The 16466-nt window shown below is 72.0% G+C and carries 14 protein-coding genes; 8 read left to right on the forward strand and 6 right to left on the reverse strand.

The annotated features are described in order from the left end of the window. Positions 1-138: 138 nt before the first annotated feature. The 3 genes from ACQB60_RS07815 to ACQB60_RS07825 all read left to right on the forward strand — a co-directional run bounded on the left by ACQB60_RS07815 (position 139) and on the right by ACQB60_RS07825 (position 3800). Positions 139-1200, forward strand: a complete 1062-nt coding sequence (locus ACQB60_RS07815) for a LacI family DNA-binding transcriptional regulator (RefSeq protein WP_496925086.1) — start codon at positions 139-141, stop codon at positions 1198-1200. Positions 1201-1407: 207 nt separating this feature from the next. Then, entirely contained in the window at positions 1408-2787 is a 1380-nt protein-coding gene (locus tag ACQB60_RS07820; protein WP_496925087.1) for an alpha-amylase, read from the forward strand. 89 nt (positions 2788-2876) lie between these two features. Continuing rightward, a complete protein-coding gene (locus ACQB60_RS07825; RefSeq protein ID WP_496925637.1) occupies positions 2877-3800 on the forward strand; it encodes an aldo/keto reductase in 924 nt (307 codons plus the stop codon). On the opposite strand, the gene ACQB60_RS07830 is transcribed toward ACQB60_RS07825, so the two are convergent. After that, entirely contained in the window at positions 3797-4564 is a 768-nt protein-coding gene (locus ACQB60_RS07830) for an NAD(P)H-dependent oxidoreductase (protein ID WP_496925088.1), read from the reverse strand. The genes ACQB60_RS07825 and ACQB60_RS07830 overlap by 4 nt on opposite strands. Positions 4565-4945: 381 nt before the next feature. Here ACQB60_RS07830 and fusA point away from each other — a divergent pair, with 381 nt between their 5' ends. Further along, the gene (gene fusA, locus ACQB60_RS07835; RefSeq protein ID WP_496925089.1) at positions 4946-7039 is read left to right on the forward strand and encodes an elongation factor G; all 2094 of its coding nucleotides are present in this window, start codon (positions 4946-4948) and stop codon (positions 7037-7039) included. Between the two features lie 89 nt (positions 7040-7128). Here the strand turns inward: fusA and ACQB60_RS07840 are convergent, their stop codons facing one another. The 3 genes from ACQB60_RS07840 to ACQB60_RS07850 all read right to left on the reverse strand — a co-directional run bounded on the left by ACQB60_RS07840 (position 7129) and on the right by ACQB60_RS07850 (position 10340). Further along, positions 7129-7455 (reverse strand): hypothetical protein, encoded by a 327-nt coding sequence (locus ACQB60_RS07840; RefSeq protein WP_496925090.1) that lies wholly within the window; start codon positions 7453-7455, stop codon positions 7129-7131. After that, positions 7455-9341, reverse strand: a complete 1887-nt coding sequence (locus ACQB60_RS07845; protein ID WP_496925091.1) for a serine/threonine-protein kinase — start codon at positions 9339-9341, stop codon at positions 7455-7457. The genes ACQB60_RS07840 and ACQB60_RS07845 overlap by 1 nt, the downstream gene beginning before the upstream one ends. Before the next feature lie 87 nt (positions 9342-9428). Beyond that, positions 9429-10340, reverse strand: coding sequence for a GNAT family N-acetyltransferase (locus tag ACQB60_RS07850; protein ID WP_496925092.1), 912 nt, complete (start codon positions 10338-10340; stop codon positions 9429-9431). A 147-nt stretch (positions 10341-10487) separates the two neighbouring features. Between ACQB60_RS07850 and ACQB60_RS07855 the strand changes: the two genes are divergently transcribed. The 4 genes from ACQB60_RS07855 to ACQB60_RS07870 all read left to right on the forward strand — a co-directional run bounded on the left by ACQB60_RS07855 (position 10488) and on the right by ACQB60_RS07870 (position 14793). After that, a complete protein-coding gene (locus ACQB60_RS07855) occupies positions 10488-11222 on the forward strand; it encodes a class I SAM-dependent methyltransferase (RefSeq protein WP_496925093.1) in 735 nt (244 codons plus the stop codon). 229 nt (positions 11223-11451) lie between these two features. Continuing rightward, entirely contained in the window at positions 11452-12993 is a 1542-nt protein-coding gene (locus tag ACQB60_RS07860) for a class I adenylate-forming enzyme family protein (protein WP_496925094.1), read from the forward strand. Further along, a complete protein-coding gene (locus ACQB60_RS07865) occupies positions 12990-13721 on the forward strand; it encodes a tRNA-dependent cyclodipeptide synthase (protein WP_496925095.1) in 732 nt (243 codons plus the stop codon). Before ACQB60_RS07860 ends, ACQB60_RS07865 begins: the two co-directional genes overlap by 4 nt. Positions 13722-13845: 124 nt before the next feature. Beyond that, complete coding sequence (locus ACQB60_RS07870; protein ID WP_496925096.1) at positions 13846-14793, forward strand: trypsin-like serine peptidase; 948 nt, start codon at positions 13846-13848, stop codon at positions 14791-14793. A gap of 41 nt (positions 14794-14834) precedes the next feature. On the opposite strand, the gene ACQB60_RS07875 is transcribed toward ACQB60_RS07870, so the two are convergent. Further along, positions 14835-15689 carry an SMP-30/gluconolactonase/LRE family protein gene (locus tag ACQB60_RS07875; RefSeq protein WP_496925097.1) on the reverse strand — a complete coding sequence of 285 codons (855 nt, stop codon included), beginning with the start codon at positions 15687-15689 and terminating at the stop codon, positions 14835-14837. Next, positions 15686-16465, reverse strand: a complete 780-nt coding sequence (locus ACQB60_RS07880; RefSeq protein ID WP_496925098.1) for an IclR family transcriptional regulator — start codon at positions 16463-16465, stop codon at positions 15686-15688. Before ACQB60_RS07880 ends, ACQB60_RS07875 begins: the two co-directional genes overlap by 4 nt. Position 16466 lies beyond the last annotated feature (1 nt).

The raw sequence follows: 16466 nt of genomic DNA on the forward strand, positions 1-16466 counted from the left end.
TTACCGGCGCGTATCCAGGCGCCGGGGACGGCCCGGGACAGCGGGGGCCGGACCTGCAAGTCCCCTGCGGGGCGGCCGTCTTGCGCAAGTTGCCGCAGCCGGTGGGCAGGGCGTGGGCCGACGGGTACAGTCCAGGCCATGACCGCACGGCTCGTCGACATCGCAGCCCAGGCGGGGGTCAGCGAAGCCACCGTGAGCCGGGTGCTCAACGGCAAGCCGGGGGTGGCGGCGGGCACCCGCGAATCCGTCCTCGCCGCCCTTGACGTGCTCGGCTTCGAGCGGCCCGTGCGGCTCCGCCGGCGCGGCAGCGCCGGACTCGTCGGCCTGATCACGCCCGAGCTCAGCAACCCGATATTCCCCGCCCTCGCGCAGGTCATCGGGCAGGCCCTGACCCGCCAGGGCTACACCCCGGTGCTCGCCACCCAGACCCCCGGCGGCTCCACCGAGGACGAGCTGACCGAGATGCTGGTGGACCGCGGCGTCTCCGGCATCATCTTCGTCTCGGGGCTGCACGCCGACACCACCGCCGACATGGAGCGCTACGACCGGCTGCGCGCCAAGGGCGTGCCGTACGTGCTGGTCAACGGCTTCTCGCCGAAGGTACGCGCACCCTTCGTCTCGACGGACGACCGGGCCGCGGCCCGCCTCGCCGTCACCCACCTCGCCTCTCTCGGCCACACCCGCATCGGACTCGCGGTCGGCCCGCGGCGGTTCGTGCCCGTGCTGCGCAAGATCGAGGGCTTCCGGCGGGCGGCACAGGAGCGGCTCGGACTCACGGCCGAGGAGTCGGAGGAGCTGATCGAGCACTCCCTCTACACCCTGGAGGGCGGGCAGGCCGCGGCCGCGACGCTGATCGAGCGGGGCTGCACGGCGATCGTGTGCGCCAGCGACATGATGGCGCTCGGCGCCGTACGGGCCGCGAGGGAGCGGGAGTTGACGGTGCCCGGGGACATCTCGGTGGTCGGCTTCGACGACTCGCCGCTCATCGCGTTCACCGATCCCCCGCTGACCACGATCCGCCAGCCCGTCGAGTCGATGGGGCAGTCGGCGGTGCGCACGCTCCTGGAGGAGGTCGGCGGAACGCCCGCGCCGCACAGCGAGTTCGTGTTCATGCCGGAGCTCGTGGTGCGGGACTCGACGGCGGCGCGCGCGGGCGGGCAGCGGGACAGGGAGCGGGGTCGGGCCCGGCGTTCCGCCTGAGGGGCATGGGACCTGAGGGCCGCTCACCCTCAGTTCACCGGCTTGCAAGTTTCTGGTTGCTCTTGCAGAAATTCTTGACGCGTCCCTGAGGGGGCGGCACTCTCTGACGCGGACAGACACCCGCACTCTGTCCGTCCCCCCACGGCAGCCTGGCGCGTGGCTGCCTTCGAGGGCACAGCTGTGCCCGCACACCGAAGGAGCCGCACGATGTACCGTCGATCCCGCCTGCTCGGCGGAGGGTTGGCCGGCGTCCTGACCGCCGCAGGGCTCGCCGCGCTCGCGCCCTGGCCGTCCGAGGCGACACCCCCCGGCGACAAGGCCGTCACCGCCACCCTCTTCGAGCGCCCCTACAAGGACGTCGCCACGGCCTGCACCGACCAGCTCGGCCCGGCCGGTTACGGCTACGTCGAGGTCTCCCCCGCCACCGAGCACATCCAGGGCGGCCAGTGGTGGACCTCGTACCAGCCCGTCAGCTACAAGATCGCCGGGCGTCTCGGCGACCGGGACGCCTTCAAGGGCATGGTCGACGCCTGTCACGCGGCGGGCGTCAAGGTCATCGCGGACGCCGTCATCAACCACATGAGCTCCGGCTCCGGGACGGGCACCGGAGGGACCAAATACAGCAAGTACGACTACCCCGGCACCTTCCAGGACCACGACTTCCACACCTGCCGCAAGGACATCAACGACTACACCAACCGCGACAACGTCCAGAACTGCGAACTCGTGGGCCTCGCCGACCTGGACACCGGCAGCGACGCCGTCCGCACCACCATCGCGAAGTACCTCGGCGACCTGCGCTCGCTCGGCGTGGACGGCTTCCGCATCGACGCCGCCAAGCACATGGCGGCCGCCGACGTCACCGCCATCAAGGGCAAGATGAGCGACCCCGGCTTCTGGGTCTCCGAGGTCATCCACGGCAGCGGCGAGGCCGTGCAGCCCGACGAGTACACGGGCATCGGGGACGTCGACGAGTTCCGCTACGGCGGCCACCTCAAGTCCGCCTTCCAGGGCGGGAACATCGCCCAGTTGAAGTCGGTCGCGGACGGCAAGCTGGGCAGCGGCTCGGCCCGTACGTTCGTCGACAACTGGGACACCGAGCGCAACGGCTCCACGCTCACGTACAAGGACGGCGAGCGCTACACCCTCGCCAACGTCTTCATGCTCGCCTCGCCCTACGGCTCCCCCAACGTCTACTCCGGCTACGAGTGGAGCGACAAGGACGCGGGCCCGCCGAGCGGCTCCGACGGCTGGACGGACGTGCACGCCCGGCAGGCAGTCACGGGCCTGGTCGGCTTCCGCAACGAGGTGGGCTCCGCCGAGCTCACCGACTGGTGGGACAACGGCGGCAGCGCCCTCGCCTTCGGCCGCGGCAGCAAGGGCTTCGTCGCCCTCAACAACGGCGACGGCGAACTCGCGCAGACCTTCTCGACCTCGCTCCCGGCCGGTACGTACTGCAACGTCGCCAAGGCCAAGCCCGACGACTGCGCGGGCGACACGGTCACCGTCGGCGCGGACGGCAAGGTCACGGCGACCCTGCCCGCGCGCGGCGCGCTCGCCCTGCACACTGGAGCCCGGACCAGCTGACCGGGCCCCGGCCCGACCGGGCCCAGTGAGGGAGAGCCATGACCGCCGCTTCGACCGACATCCGTACGAGCCACCTGTTGTACGGGTGCATGGGGCTCGGCGGCAGCCGGGACACCGACGTGTGCACCGCCGAGGACATCGCGCACGCCGAAGCGGCGGTCGAGGCCGCCCTCGCCGCCGGGATCACGGCGTTCGACCTCGCCGACATCTACCGCGGCGGCAAGTCCGAGGCGGTCTTCGGCGAGGTCCTCGCCCGGTCCGCCGGGCTGCGCGAGCGCATCCTCGTGCAGTCCAAGTGCGGCATCCGGCTCCCCGACGGCGACCGGCCGGGCCACTACGACCTGCGCGGGCCGAGCATCCTGCAGCGCGTCGAGGAGAGCCTGACCCGGCTGCGCACCGACGTCCTCGACGTGCTGCTCCTGCACCGCCCGGACCCGCTGTCGGGCCCCGAGGAGATCGCGAAGGCACTCATGTCCCTGCACGAGCAGGGCCTGGTGCGCCAGTTCGGGGTGTCCAACATGAGCGCGGCCCAGATCGCCCACCTCCAGGCGCACCTCGATGTCCCGCTGGTCGCCAACCAGTTGGAGATGAGCCTGGCCCGGCGGGACTGGGTGGAGGCCGGGGTCCTGGTGAACACCCCGGACGCGGCGGCGAACGGCTTCCCGCACGGGACGCTGGAGCACTGCGCCGAGCACGGCATCCAGGTGCAGTCCTGGGGCTCGCTCGCCCAGGGCCGCTACACCGGCGGCACGGGGGACGCCGCTTCCGCCGACGACCGGGACGCGCCCGCCGCGCGCCTCGTCGCGGAGCTCGCCGAGCGCAAGGGCACGACCCCGGAGACGATCCTGCTGTGGTGGCTGCGCCGCCACCCCGCCCGCATCGCCCCCGTGATCGGCAGCAGCCGCCCCGAGCGCATCCTCGCCTGCCGCGACGCCGCGGTCCGCGAACCCGACCTCGGGCACGAGGAGTGGTACGAGCTGTGGATCGCGGCGCGGGGCGAGCGGCTTCCCTAGTTCGCTGCCTGGTGGACGGCGAGGCCCGTGCGGCCCGGGGCCAACTCGGGCCGCAGCACCATGTGTTCGTCGTAGTCGGCGTTCTGGTGGCGGAAGGACAGCGGCTCCGCGGTGTCCAGGGTGCGCAGGCGCTCGCGCAGGGCCGCCCGGTCCCGCGCGTAGCTCGCGTCCGTGGAGCGGTCCGCGCTGTACACCGCGAGCGGGGGCAGCGCGGTCATGCCCGTGTACCAGAACGTGCCGTGCAGCATCGGGAAGAGCACCTGGTCGAGCTGGCCGTTGATGCCGCGCGGACCGAAGGCGGACTCCCGGCCGCCGACCGAGGTGACGATCAGGGCGCGCTTGCCCGCGAGCGGGCCGTCCCCGTACCGCATGACGCGCCCTTCGGAGTCATGGAGCCCGAACGCGAACCCCTGCAGCAGGACGCGGTCGAACCAGCCCTTCAGGATGGCGGGCGGCCCGAACCACCAGAGCGGGAACTGGAAGACCAGGGCGTCCGCCCAGGTGATCTTCTCCTGCTCGGCGAGGATGTCGTCGCTCAACTTCCCTTCCTTGTAGGCGCGTTCCTGCTCGTCGCCCACGAAGAGCCGCTCGGTCGACTCGCGCCGGAAGTCGTCGGCGTCCACGACGGCCTTCCAGCCCATCGCGTACAGGTCGGACGTGCGGTGCTCGTGCCCGGACTCCTCCAGGGCGCGCAGCCCGTCGGCCGTCAGGGAGCCGTTGAGGGAGCGCTGATCGGGGTGCGCGGAGATCCACAGAATTCTCATGCGTCCGAGCTTGCGGCGTGCGGGTCGCGGCAACGAGTGGCTGGAGGGACAGGGCCCGCAAGGATCTCGCCACCGGGGAAATATTCCCGTGCCCTCGCCCTGCCTTGATCCCTACACTCGCAACGCGCCGCATGCCGCGGCGCGTGTTCCGTCGAGCGAAGGGAGCCTGGCCGTGCCTGATCACCGCACCGCCGCGAGCGCTTCCTGGACGCGATTCGACGTGATCCTGGTGTCTTCGCGCGCCCAGTGCCGGCTGCGCGGCCGTCACTGAACTCCCGCGACGCACACGTGACTTGTCCCTGATCCAGCACGGGTCCCTGTCCCGCGTCCGGGTATCGCGCTGCCCTCTCACAGACTCAACGCATCGAAAGGCCCTGGGCCATGCGCAGCACCATCCACCCGTCGAACACTGTCCGAAATCTCGGCATCCTCGCGCACGTCGACGCCGGCAAGACGACGCTCACCGAACGGATCCTGTTCCGCACCGGCGCCACCTACAAGCGGGGCGAGGTCCACGACGGCACGACCGTCACGGACTTCGACACGCAGGAGCGCGACCGCGGGATCACCATCTTCGCGGCGGCGGTGAGCTGCGACTGGGAAGGCCACCGGATCAACCTGATCGACACCCCCGGCCACATCGACTTCGCCGACGAGGTGGAGCGTTCGCTGCGCGTGCTGGACGGCGCGGTCGCCGTGTTCGACGGCGTCGCCGGGGTCGAGCCGCAGAGCGAGTCCGTGTGGCGGCAGGCCGACCGGTACGGGGTGCCGCGCATCGCCTTCGTCAACAAGCTGGACCGCGCGGGCGCCGACCTGGACGCGGCGGTCGCCTCGATCCGGGAGCGCCTGCACACCGTGCCGCTGGTGGTGCAGCTGCCGATCGGGCGCGAGGACGCGTTCACGGGGGTCGTGGACCTGCTGGCGATGCGCGCCCTGGTCTGGCCCCCCGGCGCGGAATCGTACGAAGTCACCTCCGTCCCACCAGAGTTGGCGGACGAGGCCCGCCACCGGCGCCGTCTCCTGGAGGAGGCCGTCGCGGAGCTCCATCCGGCCGCGCTGGAGGAGTACTGCGCGACGGCGGCGCTCTCCGAGGCGACGCTCGCCACGGCGCTGCGCGAGCTGACCGTCGGCGGTGAGGGCACGGTGGTGCTGTGCGGTTCCGCGTACCGCAACCGCGGGATCGAGCCGCTCCTGGAGGCCGTGGTGGCGTATCTGCCGTCGCCGCTGGACGTGCCGCCGGTGCGCGGCACGCTCGGCGACACGGAGCAGGAGCGGCCCGCCGACCCCCAAGTGCCCTTCGCGGGGCTCGCGTTCAAGGTGAACGCGACGCCGACGGGCCGCATGACCTATGTACGCGTCTACTCGGGCACGCTCACGAAGGGAGACACCGTCATGGACGGGGCCACGGGCCGCACGGAGCGCGTCGGCCGGATCCTGCGCGTGCAGGCCGACCGGCACGCGGACGTGGACCGGGCGGTGGCCGGGGACATCGTGGCCGTGATCGGCCTGAAGACGGCCCGCGCGGGCAGCACGCTGTGCGCGCCGTCGGCGCCGCTGGTCCTGGAGCCGCCGGTGGTGGCCGCGGCGGTGGTGTCCGTGGCGGTCGAGGCACGCCGGTCCACCGACACGGGCCGCCTCTCGACCGCCCTGTCCCGCCTGGTGGAGGAGGACCCCTCCCTGTCGGTGCGGACCGACGCGGAGACGGGCCAGACGGTCCTGTCCGGCATGGGCGAGCTGCATCTGGAGGTCGCGGTGGAGAAGATCCGCCGCGCCCACGGCCTCGACGTCGGCGTGGGCCGCCCCCAGGTGACGTACCGCGAGACGGTCGTCCGCGGCGTGTCCGGCTTCGTGTACCGGCACGTCAAACAGGACGGCGGGCCGGGGCAGTTCGCGCAGGTGGTCGTCGACGTGGAGCCGCTGACGGACACCGGGCCCGCCGGTGCGGGCGACGTCGCGGATGACGGCGGCTTCGTGTTCCGGTCCACGGTCGTCGGGGGCCGGGTGCCGCAGGAGTACGTGCGGGCGGTCGAGGCGGGCTGCCGGGACGCGCTGGCGCAGGGCCCGCTGGGCGGCCACCCGGTGACCGGCGTCCGCGTGACGCTCACCGACGGGGCGACCCACCCCAACGACTCCTCGGAGGTGGCGTTCCGCACGGCGGGCCGCTTCGCGCTGCGCGCGGCTCTGCGGGCCAGCGTCGTGGAGCTCCTGGAACCGGTCGTCGAGGTCACGGCCACGGTGCCGGACGACGCGGTCGGCGGCGTCCTCGGCGACCTGGCGGCGCGCCGCGGCCGGGTCTCGGGCACGGTGGTGCGCGGCGGCACGACAGTGATCACCGCGACGGTGCCACTGGCCGAACTGTTCGGCTACGCAACGAGGTTGCGCAGCCGCACTCAGGGTCGCGGCACGTTCACGACGCGGCCGGTCGGGTACGCGGGGGTGCCGGTGGCGGTGTCGTCGGTGGTGCTGGGGCGGTAGTACGCCTGGTAGTACGTCTGGTAGTACGCCTGGGCGCTCCGGATGCCCATCGGCCCGCCCCACTGGTTCACGCCGGTGGGGCGGGCCCTTCACTTGGAGGATGCGGGGGTGTGGGGTGCGGCGGCGCGGGGCGCGGGGGCATGGTGTTGGGGGGGCGCGGGACGCGGAGGCGCGGGGATGCGACGCGGGCTCGAAGCCACGCCGTCCCCGTCCCGTCGCCCGGCGCCCCGGCGCCGCCGTTCGGCCCGGGTGCCCAGGGCGCCCCAGGTGATCACGTATGCCACGGTCCACGTCCCGCCCCGCGCCACCGAGTCGGGCCACCACGGGTCTCCCGAGACCGGCTTCATCACCAGGGCGAGGACCGAGCCGGTCGCGGCGGCCGAGAGCGCCAGGACCGCCCACTGCCGCCTCGTCATCAGCGGACCAGCAGGTAGCGCTGCTCGCTCGCCCCGCTCGTGCAGTCCATGCTCGCGCAGTCGGCCTTGCTCGCGGTGAAGACGATCCAGACGTAGCGGCCGGGGCCCGGGGGTGTGTAGGAGTAGCTGGAGCCCTTCATCCAGGGCTGGTGCCGCCAGCTGCCGTCGGGCTGTTGCACGGCGACCCGGGAGACGGGGCCCGTCGCCTTCCAGGTGAGGGTGACCGGGCTGTCCGCGGTGGCGGTGGCCCGGTCCGCGGGGGTGAGCGGGTGCGGCGGGTGGGGGCGCTGGACGCGGGGCTCGCCGGTCGGCTCGTCCTTCGGCGTGACGACGAAGTAGCGCTGTTCGCTCCAGACGCTGCCCGTCTTGCCGCGCCCGGCCTGCGCCGTGCTCACCGACCAGCGGTAGACCCCGGGGCGCGTGGGCGTGAAGGCGCAGCGGTCCGTGTGCATGCGCTGGGTGCGCGCCCAGTTGCTCTTGTCGTCGAGGTCGAAGGAGATCTCGGAGACCTCGCCCTTGGTGTCCCAGTCGAACGTGATCGGCTTGCCGACGACGAACGTGGCCTGGTCGGCGGGTGCTGTCTGCACGGGTGAACGGGGCACGCCCGTGGGCAGCATGCCCGGCTCGGCGGAGGCTCCGGCGTCGGTGTCCTTCTCCTCTCCTTCGCTGTCGGACTTCTTGTCCGGGAAGCAACTCGCCACCGTGTCATGGCCGTTGGCCTTGGAGAGCAGGAGCGGCACGCTCGCGCCTATGGCGCCGACCACGGCGAGGCCCGCGAGGGTCAGGACGATCGCCGTCCTGCGGCGCCGGGAGGCGGGGCGGCGGGCGGCCGGGGCGGGCGGCCCGGTCATGGTGACCATGTGGTCGACGGGCGACGCGGGCGGAGCCGAGGCGGCGGGCGGGGCAAGGGGGGCTGCGGCGGTCGGTGGTGCGGCGGCAGGTCGTGAGGCTGCCGCTGCCGCCGCCGCGGGCGACGACCCCGCCGGAACCGCGTCCGACGGCTCCGGCTGCGGCTCCCCCGTCGGCGCCACCAGCGTCCGCTGCATCTGCGGCGGCAGCCACGGCCCCGGGGCGCCCGCCGGTCCCCCGTGCGCGGGCGCGAACCGCTCGATGAGCGACGCGGGCGTCGGCCGGTCCGCCGGGTCCTTCGCGAGGCAGGCCGCGACGACCGGGCGCAGCGCCTCGGGCAGCCGGCGGAGGTCGGGCTCGGTGTGTGTGACGCGGTACAGCAGGACCTGGGGATCACCCTTGCCGAAGGCCGCGAACCCGGCGGCGTGGCACAGCACATGGCCGAGGCTGAACACGTCGCAGGCCGGGCCGACGCGGGCGCCGGAGATCTGCTCGGGCGCCATGAACGCCGGTGTCCCGACGACCATGTGGGGGCGCGTGATCCCCGTACCGTCGAGGGCGCGGGCGATCCCGAAGTCGATGACGCGGGGGCCGTCGTCGGCGAGCAGCACGTTCGACGGCTTGAGGTCGCGGTGGACGAGGCCGACCGCGTGGATGGCGTCGAGGGCCTCGGCGAGACCCGCGCCGAGGACCCGCAGGGCGGACTCGGGCAGCGGTCCGTGCGCGGAGACGGCCTCCGCGAGGGACGGTCCGGGGATGTACGCGGTGACCATCCAGGGTGGATCGCCGTGCGGATCGGCGTCCACGACGTCCGCGGTGTGGAAGCCGCCGACGCGCCGGATCGCCTCCATTTCGTGGGTGAAGCGGACCCGGAACTCCGCGTCGACCGCGAGCTCCCGGTGCACGCACTTCACCGCGACGAGCCGCCCGCCCGGGGACCGCCCCAGGAACACGGCGCCCATGCCGCCGCTGCCGAGCCGCCCCAGAATCCGGTACCGCCCCACCACCGTGGGATCGCCGTCGCGCAACGGATCCACGTCCACTCCCCCGCCCCCACCAAGTGCCTGAACCGGGCCAGAGTACCGAGGCCACGACGCACCGGTCCCCCCGATCCGCCTGCTCGCCTACCGTCCGATCCGCTTCTCGAACCAATGGTCGGCATACGGCTCGTCGTTGAAGGCGGCGACCTCCTCGAAACCGGCGGCGTGGTAGAGCCCGATCGCGGCGCTCAAAGCCTTGTTGGTGTCCAGGCGCAGGGCCTCGTGGCCGTGCTCGGCGGCCCGCTTCTCCAGCTCGGCCAGGAACCGGCGGCCGAGCCCGAGTCCGCGGGCGGCGGGTGCGACCCACATGCGCTTGATCTCGGCGGGGGCGCCGGGCGGCAGCTTCAGTCCGGCGCAGCCGATGGCCTCGCCGTGCAGCCGGGCCACCAGGAACTGGCCGCGCGGCGGCCGGAGTTCGCCCGCGTCGGGCAGCAGGCTGCGGGCGGGGTCGAAGCCGCTCTCGAAGCGTTCCTGGATCTCGGCGAAGTACGCGCGCAGGCAGGCGGCGGCGTCGGGGTGGTCCGGGTCGACGGTGTCCAGCGTGACCGTGGCGGCGGTGAGCAGCCGGTCGACCTCCGCCATGGCGGCCACCAGGCGGGCGCGCTGGCGGGAGTTGAGCGGCTCCAGGAGCGAGGCGGCGAGCTCGTCGCTGAGGCCGTCGACGAGCTGGCGCTCGGCGCGGCCCGCGCGGGTGAGGCGGACGGTGCGCACCCTGCGGTCCTCGGGCCGCTGCTCGACGGTGACCAGGCCGTCGCCCTCCAGGGCGCGCAGCAGTCGGCTGACGTACCCGGAGTCGAGCCGCAGCCGCTCCCGCAGGCGCCGTACGTCCTGGCCCTCCTCACCGATCTCCCACAGCAGCCGGGCCTCGCCGATGGGGCGGCCGCGGCCGAGGTAGTGGTCGTGCAGCACGCCCACGCGCTCGGTGACGGTGCGGTTGAACCGCCGCACCTGGCCGACCTGTTCGGCGCGCTCCTCCGTCGTGCTCGTCTCCGTCATGGCTCGTCCGCACCCCACTCGTTCTCTGACTCGGGTCAGAGAAGCATGTCCGGGGCGGGACGGCAAGGTGCGCATGCCGTCTGGTGCTCGGCGCAATGGGCTGCGAGAGTACGGGATTCCGTATTCCGTTTCAGTGAGGAGCGCTCGATGACTCAGTACGACTCGCTCGCCGCACGGCTCGCCGATATCGGGGAAACCATCGGTTTCTATCGGGAGAACGTGGAGTTTCATTCGTTCTTACGCGCCCTGGGGCAGGTGCGCGGAAAGCGCGTCCTCGACGTCGGCTGCGGAGACGGGGTCTACGCCAGGATGGTCGCGCAAAGGGGCGCCGGGCCCGTCGTGGGAACGGATTCTTCCGGCGAGATGATCCGGTTGGCCGAAGAGGCCGAAACGGCGGCGCCGCTGGGAATCCAGTATCAGGTCCATGACGTGGCGACCATGCCGGAACTGGGCTCGTTCGACCTGGTCGTCGCCGTCAATGTGCTGCACTACGCGGACAGCCGGGCGACGCTGGACGACATGTGCCGGCGCATGGCGTCGAACCTCGCTCCCGGCGGCAGGCTCCTCGCGTACGTCGGGAACGCGGAGGTGGACGCCGACGCGGCCAGGGAGTTCGGCTTTCTCGTGGAACGCCCGGCCGACGCCCGCGAGGGCGACTCCTACACCGTCACGATCCCCGCGACCCCGCCCGCCTCCGTAGAGGTGCGCCACTGGTCGGCGGCGAGTCTCGCACGGGCGGTGACGTCCGCGGGGCTCACCCGGGTCGGCTGGGAGGAGATCACTCACGCTCCCCTGGGACCCGACGACGCCGCGCGCCGGGAAAGTCTGGAACGCCTGCTCAAGAACCCGCCGAGTCTGCTTCTCAGCGCGTACAAGGAATGACCCGGTAGAGCGGTCGGATAGCCGCCCGTCAGCCCGGAAAACCGTTTGGTTTGTCAGAAATCCTTGCGGTGGGCGACTTCTTGACGGGCGGCGCCGGCTCCCCCTAGCCTCATGCCGATCATCGTGATCAATCTGCTGAAGAAGCATGGGGAAATGGATGACTAAGGTCCACTTATGGAAGTCCAGCGTAGGAACCCTCTTCGACCGTAGGGCAGAAACGGGAAAGCCTATGGCTTTCCGTCTCAGTCGGCCGCTGGACATCGATCCGTCAGGCCAGACTCTCTTGGATGTGCAGGAAATCGCCCAGTGCGTGCGGAAGACCGCGGGGGCGCTGCATACGGCCGGACTCCGTTCCGGGGACCGTTTCGCCGTGTACAAGGACAATCACTTCGACTGCCTGTTGCTCGCCGCCGCCGGAATCAGGATCGGCGCGATTCCCGTCATGCTGTCGGGGCTGCTCCCGTACGACTCGATGCGGCCGCTGCTCCAGCGCGTCGAACCGAAGCTCCTGGTGAGCAGCCGGCGTCTGCTGGCGAGCCGGGGCGACGACGGGAACCCGCTCTCCGCGTTCGCCGAGCGGACCCTGAGCCTCGACGGCGGGGCCGAGGACGCGCTGGCCTTCGCGGACCTCTACGGAAGCGCCGATCCGGCCCCTTCTCCCCGGGGCGACGACGAGTTGATGATGCTCACCCACACGTCGGGCACCACCGGCATTCCGAAGCTCATCATGTACACCCCGGCCAAACTCCAGGGCCAGATGGCCCGGCTGGAGTGCCGTCACCTGCCGCCGATCACGTTCCGGCGGAACGACACGGTCGCCATGTTCACCCCGTATGTGCACGCCCGCGCCTTCACCTGGATCTACTCGGTGCTCACCCTGGCTCCCGCCAAGGTGCTGCTGATGAGCGACAGCGACCCCGAGGTGGTCGGGCCGCTGTTCCGGCAGCAACGCCCCACCGTCATCGAGGGGTTGCCGATCGACTTTCTCCAGATGGAGGAGCTCGCCAAGGAGCGTGGCCACAACGCCTTCTCCTCGGTGCGCATGTTCGTGGGCAACTTCGACGCGGTGCACTGGTCGACCATCCGCACCTTCCTCAATGCCTCCCGGCACCGCTTCCCCCTGTGGCGGGAGGGGTACGGGCAGTCCGAGACCGGCGGCATGGGCATGACCGTCATCACGCGCCAGAAGGCGAACAAGCGGCGCGACGCGCTGCCGGGCCCCCGCCCCGTGGGCCGGCCGATGCCGGGCTTCGTCCAGCTCAAGGTGGTGCATCCGGAGACCTTCGAGCCGGTGCCGAACGGTCGGCCGGGCCTGGTGCTCGCGCGCACCAAGGCACGGTGCATCGGCTACTACCGCGAGCCCGAACGCTGGGACGAGAAGGCCACGGGCGACTGGTGGAACACGGGCGACATCGGCATCAAGACGAAGAGCGGACAGCTCAAACTGCTCGATCGCGAGATCAACTACTCGCCGGGAGCGAGCTGCCTGGAGCTGGAAGACATCATCGTCGACTATCTGCCGGCACGGCACGACGTGGCCCTGCTGCCGCTGCTCGACGGGCCGCCGGTCCCCGTCGTCGCCACCCCTGACGGTCAGCTCGACCAAGCACGGTGGCGCAGGGCGGTCCGCGGCCTTCCCCCGCTGGCCGAGCCGATCGTGATCGAGTTCAAGGACATGCCCCGCACCGGAACCGGAAAGATCATCCGTGCCGAACTCCGCGCACGCCACCTCGACGAGGCCCGGCACCCCGGAACGGGCCGGTGGATATGAGCGCGGCACGCGGTGGCGCCGTCGGCCTCGACCCATCCCGAATACTCCGGCAAGGCCCCTTCACCGTCGAGCCGTTCACCGAGGGCTGCCGTGCGATCTGGGAGCGCCGGGAGCACGTCGTCCTCGGGGTCAGCCCGGGAAACAGCTACTTTCACGTCACGCTCCTGACCGAGCTTCTCGGCTGGCTCTGCCAGGAGTTCGAGCGCGTCGACGTCATCGTCCCGGACTCGGCGCTGGAGCACACCTACTCCGCCCTCGGCTATGACCCGCAGCGCGCCGCGAAGAAGGCGCGTGGCGAGATCAACGTGCTGCGCAACCGCGTCGCGCGGGCATGGCAGCCCCACGGCGGACCGCGGGCGGCCGACGGTCTGCACCGCATGTCGGAGCTGGAGTCCTGCGCCGTCTACCGCGAGCGGCTCACGGAGTGCGAACGGGCCCTTGACGAGGACGGCGCCCTCCGGGAGACCTGCGCGGACATGAGCAGAGAGGTGCTCGCCGCCAGAGGGTACGAGGGGCCGTTCACCCCGGAGCGCGTCGAACGGGCCATGCGCTATCTGATCGCCGAACTCCCCTTCTTCCTGGCGTCGAGTGAGATCTTCGGCGTGCCGTCGTCGCTGAACTTCTACCACCGGCCGCTCCCGCTGGCAGAGCTCGTCTTCTCCGGTACGTCCCTGCTCCGGACCTCGCCGGGGCAGGGGTACGCCACCATCCGGCCCGCCCCTTGCTGACGCCGTGTTGACCAGATCCCGGCAGGAGAGCACTCTTCCTCTCGCGCACAACGCTCCGCACCGCACAGCCAGGCACCGCAATGCCAGTCCGGCTCGTCCCCCACCGCGGCAGAAGGAGACACGCGTGAGACGTCAACGCACCGCCACAGCCGTCCTGTTGTCGGTCGGCGCCCTGCTGGCCGGGGCCCTGTCCGCCACCACGGCGGCCGCCGCCCCGGCTCCGGCACCCGCCCCGGCCGCCTCGTTCACGCAGACCCACCAGGCCAAGGGCTACTGGACCGCCGAGCGGATGCGCTCCGCGAAGCCGCTCGACGTGCTCGACCTGAAGAACCCCACGACCGGCAACGTGCCCCGCCCTGAGGGGAAGCGCAGCGTCGTCGCGCCGACCGCCATTCCGCAGCCGGGAGGGCCCTGGACGGGCAACGGAGCGGTGGTGAAGACCACGGGCCGCGTCTTCTTCACCTTCCAGGGCAAGAACGCCTCCTGCTCCGGCTCCTCGGTCACCAGCCAGAACGGCTCGACCGTGATCACCGCCGGGCACTGCGTGAAGTACCAGGGCTCCTGGCACACCAACTGGACCTTCGTGCCCGGCTACCACGACGGCCAGGCGCCGTACGGCACGTGGTCCGCGACCAAGACGCTCGCCACCGACCAGTGGGCGGCGAGCGAGGAGATGAACTACGACGTGGGCCTCGCCGTCGTCGCGCCGCTGAACGGCAAGAAGCTGGCGGACACGGTCGGCGCGCAGGGGCTCGAGTTCAACGGCGCGTACAACAAGCCGATGTACGCGTTCGGCTACCCCGCCGCGGCCCCGTACGACGGCAGCAAGCTGATCTACTGCAGCGGCACGTCGGGCAAGGACTTCCTGCTCACCAAGGACCACAGCCTCGGCTGCAACATGACGGGCGGCTCCAGCGGCGGCCCGTGGTTCCGGTCGTTCAACGAGTCGACCGGGACCGGGCTCCAGTCCTCGGTGAACAGCTTCGGCTACACGTTCCTGCCCAACACCATGTTCGGCCCGTACTTCGGCAATGAGGCGAAGGCCGCGTACGACAAGGCCCAGACCTCCTGATCCGGTCCGGTGCAGGCTGAGTCAGGCCGGTTCAGGCTGATTCAGCCTGCGAACGGAGTCGACGGCAGCCCCTGGCCCGCGTCCGGCAGCACCAGGACGGAGCCCGCAAGCGGGTGGGGTTGCCGGAGGCCCGTACGCGCCGTCGTGATGTAGAGGTCGCGCAGCCCCGGACCCCCGAACGCGCAGGCCGTGGGGCGGCGCACGGGGAGCTCGACCACGCGGTCCAGGGCCCCGTCCGGGGTGTAGCGGCGGACCTGGGCGCCGTCCCACAGCGCCACCCAGACGCAGCCGTCGGCGTCGACGGTGAGGCCGTCCGGGAATCCTGCACCCTCCTCGATCGCCGCCAATGGGCCGCGGTCCACCGGGAGTTGGCCGTCCATGCGGCAGACGTCGACGCGGCGCGTGGGGCTGTCCACGTAGTACATCCGGGTGCCGTCGGGGCTCCAGCCGGTGCCGTTGCTGACGGCCACCGCGTCGAAGACCTCCGTGTGCGTGCCGTCGGGGGCGAGGCGGGTGAGGGTGCCGCCGCCGGGCTCCTCGTCGTAGCGCATGGTGCCCGCCCAGAGCGCGCCGTCGGGGGCCACGGCCGCGTCGTTGCCGCGGCGGCCGGGCACCGGGTCGTGCAGCAGCCAGGAGAAGGCGCCGTCCGCGTCGTAACGGCCCACGCCGTCGCGGAGGTTGACCACGAGACCGCCGCCCGCGCGGGGCTTGGCCGCGCCGACGTGCTGCTCCGTCGCCATGACCGTGCGGCGGCCGGTCGCCGGGGCGTAGGTGTGGACGCGGGAGGCCAGGATGTCCACCCAGATGAGGCGGTCCGTGGCCGGGTCCCAGGTGGGGCCCTCCCCGAGGGAGGCGAACTCCCTTACTGCGAGCTCCACTTCGCGTCGTGCGCTCATCGGCGGCCGCCCCGGTGCCCCAGGCGCGCGGAGAGGTCGGCGGCGCCCTTCGCGGCCAGGCCGGCGAGCTCCGCCTCGCGCTCCTCGGTCCAGCGGATCATCGGCACCGAGACGGAGAGCGCGGCGACGACGCGGCCCGAGGCGTCCCGGACGGGGGCGGCGACGCAGCTCACGTCCGGGTTCGACTCGCGGTGTTCGGTGGCGATGCCGCGCTCGCGGATCACGGCGAGGGCGCTGCGCAGGGCGTCGGGGTCGGTGATGCTGTTGTGGGTCATGCCGACGAGCTCGCCGCCCTCCTCCTCGATGCGCAGGTCCAGCTTGTCCGCGGGCAGCGCGGCGAGGAGCATCTTGCCGACCGAGGTGCAGTGCGCGGGGAGGCGGCGGCCCGCGGCCGAGACCATGCGGACCGCGTGCGTGGAGTCGACCTTGGCGATGTAGATGACGTCCAGGCCCTCCAGGATCGCGACGTGCACGGTCTCGTCGCAGGTCTCGGCGACCTCACGGGCCACCTCCCGGCCCTCGGCGGCGAGGTCCAGCTGCTCCCCGTACCGGCTGCCGAGCTGGTAGGCGCGGACGCCGAGGCGGTAGCGGCCGGGCTGATCGGGCAGCTGCGCGAGGTAGTTGCGCGCCGCGAGCGTGGTGACCAGCTCGTGCACGGTGGTGCGCGGCAGCTGGAGCCTGCGTGTGATGTCGGGGGCCGAGAGCGCGCCCTCGCTCTCCAGGAACAGTTCGAGTATGTCCAGCGCCCTGGTCACCGCGGGGACGAGACGTCCCATG

Source organism: Streptomyces odontotermitis, from assembly GCF_050510915.1.
Classification (GTDB): Bacteria; Actinomycetota; Actinomycetes; order Streptomycetales; family Streptomycetaceae; genus Streptomyces.

Excerpts from the sequence above, each read along its gene's own strand:
- ACQB60_RS07840 (WP_496925090.1), bottom strand. The coding sequence starts at position 7,455 with ATGACGAGGCGGCAGTGGGCGGTCCTGGCGCTCTCGGCCGCCGCGACC.
- ACQB60_RS07865 (WP_496925095.1), top strand. The coding sequence starts at position 12,990 with ATGAGCGCGGCACGCGGTGGCGCCGTCGGCCTCGACCCATCCCGAATA.
- ACQB60_RS07820 (WP_496925087.1), top strand. The coding sequence starts at position 1,408 with ATGTACCGTCGATCCCGCCTGCTCGGCGGAGGGTTGGCCGGCGTCCTG.
- ACQB60_RS07830 (WP_496925088.1), bottom strand. The coding sequence starts at position 4,564 with ATGAGAATTCTGTGGATCTCCGCGCACCCCGATCAGCGCTCCCTCAAC.
- ACQB60_RS07860 (WP_496925094.1), top strand. The coding sequence starts at position 11,452 with ATGGCTTTCCGTCTCAGTCGGCCGCTGGACATCGATCCGTCAGGCCAG.
- ACQB60_RS07875 (WP_496925097.1), bottom strand. The coding sequence starts at position 15,689 with ATGAGCGCACGACGCGAAGTGGAGCTCGCAGTAAGGGAGTTCGCCTCC.
- fusA (WP_496925089.1), top strand. The coding sequence starts at position 4,946 with ATGCGCAGCACCATCCACCCGTCGAACACTGTCCGAAATCTCGGCATC.
- ACQB60_RS07815 (WP_496925086.1), top strand. The coding sequence starts at position 139 with ATGACCGCACGGCTCGTCGACATCGCAGCCCAGGCGGGGGTCAGCGAA.
- ACQB60_RS07850 (WP_496925092.1), bottom strand. The coding sequence starts at position 10,340 with ATGACGGAGACGAGCACGACGGAGGAGCGCGCCGAACAGGTCGGCCAG.
- ACQB60_RS07825 (WP_496925637.1), top strand. The coding sequence starts at position 2,877 with ATGGGGCTCGGCGGCAGCCGGGACACCGACGTGTGCACCGCCGAGGAC.
- ACQB60_RS07855 (WP_496925093.1), top strand. The coding sequence starts at position 10,488 with ATGACTCAGTACGACTCGCTCGCCGCACGGCTCGCCGATATCGGGGAA.
- ACQB60_RS07880 (WP_496925098.1), bottom strand. The coding sequence starts at position 16,465 with ATGGGACGTCTCGTCCCCGCGGTGACCAGGGCGCTGGACATACTCGAA.